Annotated in this window: 7 protein-coding genes; 5 read left to right on the top strand and 2 right to left on the bottom strand. The window is 33.7% G+C overall.

The window, feature by feature from the left end; translation table 11 throughout:
* Positions 1–194 precede the first annotated feature (194 nt).
* Positions 195–470, bottom strand: a complete 276-nt coding sequence (locus MXE28_RS11155; protein ID WP_021841287.1) for a hypothetical protein — start codon at positions 468–470, stop codon at positions 195–197.
* A 312-nt stretch (positions 471–782) separates the two neighbouring features.
* On the opposite strand from MXE28_RS11155, the gene MXE28_RS11150 reads away from it, so the two are divergent.
* The 5 genes from MXE28_RS11150 to MXE28_RS11130 all read left to right on the top strand — a co-directional run bounded on the left by MXE28_RS11150 (position 783) and on the right by MXE28_RS11130 (position 4,441).
* Positions 783–1,271, top strand: coding sequence for a hypothetical protein (locus MXE28_RS11150; protein WP_021841288.1), 489 nt, complete (start codon positions 783–785; stop codon positions 1,269–1,271).
* A 22-nt stretch (positions 1,272–1,293) separates the two neighbouring features.
* Positions 1,294–2,061, top strand: a complete 768-nt coding sequence (locus MXE28_RS11145) for a DUF1828 domain-containing protein (protein ID WP_021841289.1) — start codon at positions 1,294–1,296, stop codon at positions 2,059–2,061.
* 221 nt (positions 2,062–2,282) lie between these two features.
* Positions 2,283–2,921, top strand: coding sequence for a helix-turn-helix domain-containing protein (locus MXE28_RS11140; protein ID WP_226974258.1), 639 nt, complete (start codon positions 2,283–2,285; stop codon positions 2,919–2,921).
* A gap of 31 nt (positions 2,922–2,952) precedes the next feature.
* A complete protein-coding gene (locus MXE28_RS11135; RefSeq protein WP_021842385.1) occupies positions 2,953–3,756 on the top strand; it encodes an IS3 family transposase in 804 nt (267 codons plus the stop codon).
* 97 nt (positions 3,757–3,853) lie between these two features.
* Positions 3,854–4,441 (top strand): hypothetical protein, encoded by a 588-nt coding sequence (locus tag MXE28_RS11130; protein ID WP_021840962.1) that lies wholly within the window; start codon positions 3,854–3,856, stop codon positions 4,439–4,441.
* A gap of 103 nt (positions 4,442–4,544) precedes the next feature.
* On the opposite strand, the gene MXE28_RS11125 is transcribed toward MXE28_RS11130, so the two are convergent.
* Positions 4,545–5,219 carry an HAD family hydrolase gene (locus MXE28_RS11125; RefSeq protein WP_226974257.1) on the bottom strand — a complete coding sequence of 225 codons (675 nt, stop codon included), beginning with the start codon at positions 5,217–5,219 and terminating at the stop codon, positions 4,545–4,547.
* Between the last annotated feature and the right edge of the window lie 150 nt (positions 5,220–5,369).

The following is a 5,369-nucleotide window of genomic DNA, read 5'->3' as shown; positions in this document are numbered from 1 at the left end:
TTATTGGGATTAATTTAAAAAAGCCACACACACTTTTTGTCCTATAAGCCTTATTAAACAATAAAGGGTCAGTAGCGATTTTAACTTTTATAAAATCGTTACTGACCCTTTCGATTTAAGTTTAGATATTAACGGCCATAGATAGAAATATTAACGGCCGTAGGTAGATCGATTAATGACAATAAGTGGAGTGATTAATGACAATAGGTGGAGCGCGAGTTGTTGTCGTAGTTCATCATGTGATGATGACCATAGCTATTGCCGTTGTACATCATAGTATTGCGTTCATTATCGTCGGAGCCATAATTGCCGTTATAACCGTTATAGCCGTAGCATGGAGCCCCATTATTATAGCCGGAATTATCATATTGATAACCGTTCATTGGGGAGTTCCCATATGCCTGAACCATAGGATATGCTGCGAGACCGATAACAGCAGTGAGTGCTAGTGCAGATAACCATTTTTTCATAATAATAACCTCCTTATATAATACCTTCTGATTTGATTATAAGTGTTTTGGAGTTGAGAATCAAGGAGGGGTATAGGGAAGACGGAGCTAACTCGTGGAAAAAGAGTGGTGATATGATAATAAAATTGATAAATGATTGATATTTTGCTTTGTTTTACCATTGTTTGCTAAGGATAGAAGTAGTATAATAAAAGTGAACATATGTTTAAATATAGGGAAAGGGTTATAAGTTTATAGCAATATATGATAAATGACTGCATAACCTTAGAATAAAAATACAGATATATTTTTATAAGAGGGGATATGATATAATTGGCTAAGTCACCTATTACTCAGGAATATTTAGATGAATTGATTTCTATTCCTAAGCGAATTATTAAAAATCCAAGGAAGGAATTTACAATTCAGAGTGGCTGCAGAAGAAAAACATTTGAAGTTTATTCGGATAAATATAATGAAAAATTCAGAGTTTTCATGCGTCAAAGCGAGATGTTGCCTGAAAATTATTCTATTGGGTTACAATTATTATGTAGTGAATTTGATAATGATCCTATTCTTTTTAGATGCAATGGACCACATGGTGGAAATTTAAGTTTGAAAGAGCATTTTGTTACTCATATTCATAGGTGCAAATTAGAAGATTATAATGGGACTTTTTATACTGTAGAGAAAAGTATAGAGGTTACCAGTTCTTATTCTACTTTTGACAGTGCCATTTATTATTTCCTTACAACATGTAGTATTTTAGATGCAAAAGATTATTTTCCATCAGCTTGGAATGTTTCTTTGTTTGAAAAGTAATAGAAAGAGGTGAAGGGGTATTATGGATATAAAAGTTGTGGAAGATTGTTTGCGAAAATCTTTTGCAAATCAATTTTCGTTAGTTAAAAAACGTGATGGATTGTATCAATTAATGATCCCTGTATTTCATCCTGATGGAGATATGTTTGATATTTTCCTTCAAATCAATGACGTGAATGCTATAAACATTATAGACTGTGGTTTAACTTTAATGCGTCTATCGTATGTATTTGATATAGATACTGATAATAAGACTCAATTATTACATCGAATAGTCTATCAAGCTCGTGGAAATATTGATTTAGAGACAGGTGTGATTTCAATGTCTAGCACTCTAGACCAATTGTTTAATAATATAATGCAATTTACGCAATTAATTACGAGTGTTTTGAGTTTTACTTTATTACAACGCAAAACAGTAGCAAGCATATTTTATGAAAAGGTTAATAAATTTGTAAACCAATCATTAAATAAGTATTTATTTCAAGAGGGTTTTATACCATTAAGTGACGAAACAGATTTGAAAATTGATTATGTTTTTAAAAACAATAATAAATCCATATTTCTATTCCCTGTAAGCAGTGAATCAAAAGCTAAAGATATTATTATTAATATTTATACATTGCAAGTTGCAAACTACCCTTTTATGAGTGTCGTAGTTCATGACTCATATGATAAATTATCTAAATCAACACAGAAAAAAATTATGAAGCTTGCTGATAAGCAGTTTTATGATTTTTCTGATTTTGAGGAAGTGGCACCTAACTATTTTAAGAAGGTATTGGCATAGTTTTTGTATATAAAAACTGTTTTTGTTTGGGGTTGTAACTGAAATAATCGTTTTATAACGATATTTCGTTACAACCCTTTCGTTTTTTGTTTTGTTGAAAACTATATAAAAAAATTGATTTACAGGATATTAAATCGTATATTATAATCAAATTATCAAGAAGTGAAATGTACTTGATTAGGGATTTTAGGGTATTTATTGTTAAATTTTTGGAGGTTAGCGTGAAAAAGTATTTTAAAAAAGGGCTTGCGTTAGGGTTGAACTGCACCCCAAAAATTGGACACAATTTTTGGAGGTGCAGTTTTTTTATGACAAAGTATTCTAAAGAAATCAAAGAAAAAGTTTACTATCTATTTGAGCGTGGATGGGGATTCCATGCAACTGCTAAAGAATTAAATATTCCTGAAGGTACCGTACGTAACTGGTTATTTAAGTATAAGAATGGTTATTCGACAAACAGAAGAATAAGGAAACGTAATTTTTCAGCTGAATTTAAACAAACTGTTATTGAAACTAGATGGGCAAATAGTTTATCCTTTAAGGAAACAGCAGAATTATTTAACTTAGATAATCCTAGCTTAATTGCAATTTGGCAAAAGAGTTATTTAGATGAAGGAATATCAGGATTACAGCCTAAACCTAAAGGTAGACCACCTATGCAACCTAAAAAACAACCTAAAGAACAACCTAAAGAACAAAATAATCAATCTATTAAGTCTGACAAAGAACGCATCAAAGCACTTGAAGCAGAGAATGCCCGGTTAAAATATGAACTTTCGTTTTACAATGATTTTATGGAAGAAATGCGTAAAATTGCTAAACCTAACCGATCTGTAAAAAAAACAAACAATCGCAATTGAAAGACTAAGGAAAACATATCCACTTCAGTTTATGCTCAATTATTTTGGTATCAGTCGAAGTACATATTATGCACGTCTTGCTGCTATAAAAAAGGGAGACAAATATGCAGATGAAAGAGAAGCTATTCGTACAATTGTAGCGATAAATAAGGGTCGTTATGGATATCGTCGAATCACTGTAGAACTACATAAATTAGGATTTTGTATAAATCATAAAGTTGTAATGCGTCTTATGAAAGAAGAGAAATTAACCTGTCAGGTTCGGCTTAAGAAGTATCGATCATATAGAGGTTCCGAAGGAAAAATCGCTCCTAATATCATCAATCGAGACTTTAATGCTACAAAACCAGATCAAAAATGGGCAACAGACATTACTGAATTCCACTTATTTGGTCGCAAAGTATACTTATCGCCTATCCTAGATATGTATAATGGTGAAATCGTCGCTTATGAAATATCTGAACGCCCTGTATTAAAGCAAGTGCTTTCTATGCTAAATAAGGCATTTACTATGAGACCTAATAGCCAAGGATGTATATTACATTCAGACCAAGGCTGGCAATATCAACATAAGGAGTATCAAGAGACATTAAAAAATCACGCCATCATCCAAAGTATGTCCCGAAAAGGGAACTGTTTGGATAATAGCGTGATGGAAAATTTCTTCGGTTTACTAAAGTCAGAATTGCTGTATTTAGAAGACTTTACTTCTTGCGAAGATTTTATCAATAAACTAAGAGATTACATAGACTATTACAATACTAAACGTATCAAACTTAAATTAAAAGGAATGAGTCCGGTAGAATACCGGACCCATTCCCAAAAAGTTGCTTAATTACTTCTGTCCAAGAAAATGGGTGCAGATCAGGTTATGCTTTTCATTATTAACTGCTACAGGGATAAATACAGCAGTTCTTGTTCAGGCGGCTGATGTGGGAACGAAAACACAAAGTGAAACAGGCTATACGCCATTTGTCCCATCAATTTTACAGGAACCGGATATTAAGGTTTCTAAAGTGCCGGTGGGGCATGCATACATTCCTGCAGATACAGTAATAGCTGTTAGGCTGGAAAATGAATTAAGTTCCAAAAAAGCTCATAAGAATGACATTATTCCGATGAAGACTGTAGATAATATTATTATTAATGATGTTGTTGTTATTCCGGCTGGTACTGAAGTGCATGCTTTTGTTGTAGGGGCAAGAAAGAACGGTTTATTTGGCCGTTCGGGAAAATTGGAGTTTTCTGTTGACTCCGTAAAAACTATTAACAATGTTACCATTCCATTGGAATATATTGGGGAGAAAAAAGCCGGTAATGATGGTGGTGCAATTGCTGTAGCTGCTGTAGTTTCTGTTGTGGGTGGACTTTTTATGAAAGGGAAAAATATTTCATTCCCGGCTGGTACAACTTTTGATGCTAAAGTTGTAGCTGATACTGATTTGAAAGTGAGTTTGGATGATTTAGCTTCAGCTATGGATCCTAATAAACCACATGGTGTTTCTATTACATTGAAATAACGTTGGATTTAGTAAATTAATAATAGCATTAGAAAAAAAGAACCGGATTTTTCCGGTTCTTTTTGGCTTTATGAATATGGGGGATATTCATAAATTGAGGATATTATTTGTTTAATTCACCTAAAATCTCCATCACATCCGCCGGTTTATATGCTACATGTTTTGCACCCAATTCTCTCAGCAGTTCTTCATCTCTGAATCCCCAGGTTACAGCGATAGGGAGGAGTCCGGAGTTTTTAGCAGTTTGAAGATCCACTTCAGAATCGCCTACATAGACGGCTTCTTCCGGCGTGCTGTTAAGTGCTTTTAAGGCTGCATTCACCATATCCGGTTCCGGTTTACGTTTGCGGTTCGGTGTTTCGCCAATGGCTACGTTGAAATATTCTTTGAAATATTGGCCGTTTAAAGCAGTCACACCTTCTTGCACTTTGTTAGATACAACGGCCATTTTATAGCCTTGTTTTTTCAGTTCCGCCAGTAATTCATAGAGCCCTTCGTAAGGAGCGGTTTTATCATTGTTGTGTTCCGCATAATACTCTTTCAGTTCAGTGAGCATGGTATCGAGTTGTTCTTGAGATACTTTGAGGTCAGTGCCGGTGAGAACGCTACGTTCTACCAGTTTACCGAGGCCGTTGCCGACGAAATTACGAATTTCAGATAGAGTTCGAGTTGGATAATTATGTTTTTTCAAAATACAATTCATGGAATCCATGAGGTCGTCCAGTGTATTTAAAATCGTTCCATCACAATCAAATATAACTGTAGTATAGCGTTTCATCAGTAAATCTCCTTATATTTTGCGTAAAGTCGTTCAAATTTGCATATTTATTTTAGTATAGGTGAAAAAATGTGCATTGTAAACAGAATTTCCTGTGCTAATTGCAATATCAAATGCGACAAAATTTTAATCACGAATTTATATGTTTAA

The sequence above is a fragment of the Veillonella sp. KGMB01456 genome (assembly GCF_023051165.1).
In the GTDB taxonomy this organism is placed as follows: domain Bacteria; phylum Bacillota; class Negativicutes; order Veillonellales; family Veillonellaceae; genus Veillonella_A.
This window is presented reverse-complemented; position numbering and strand designations above follow the sequence as displayed.

What these genes read in the sequence shown, in the direction of transcription:
- MXE28_RS11155 (WP_021841287.1), bottom strand. Translation starts at nt 470, where the DNA reads ATGAAAAAATGGTTATCTGCACTAGCACTCACTGCTGTTATCGGTCTC.
- MXE28_RS11145 (WP_021841289.1), top strand. Translation starts at nt 1,294, where the DNA reads ATGGATATAAAAGTTGTGGAAGATTGTTTGCGAAAATCTTTTGCAAAT.
- MXE28_RS11135 (WP_021842385.1), top strand. Translation starts at nt 2,953, where the DNA reads ATGCTCAATTATTTTGGTATCAGTCGAAGTACATATTATGCACGTCTT.
- MXE28_RS11125 (WP_226974257.1), bottom strand. Translation starts at nt 5,219, where the DNA reads ATGAAACGCTATACTACAGTTATATTTGATTGTGATGGAACGATTTTA.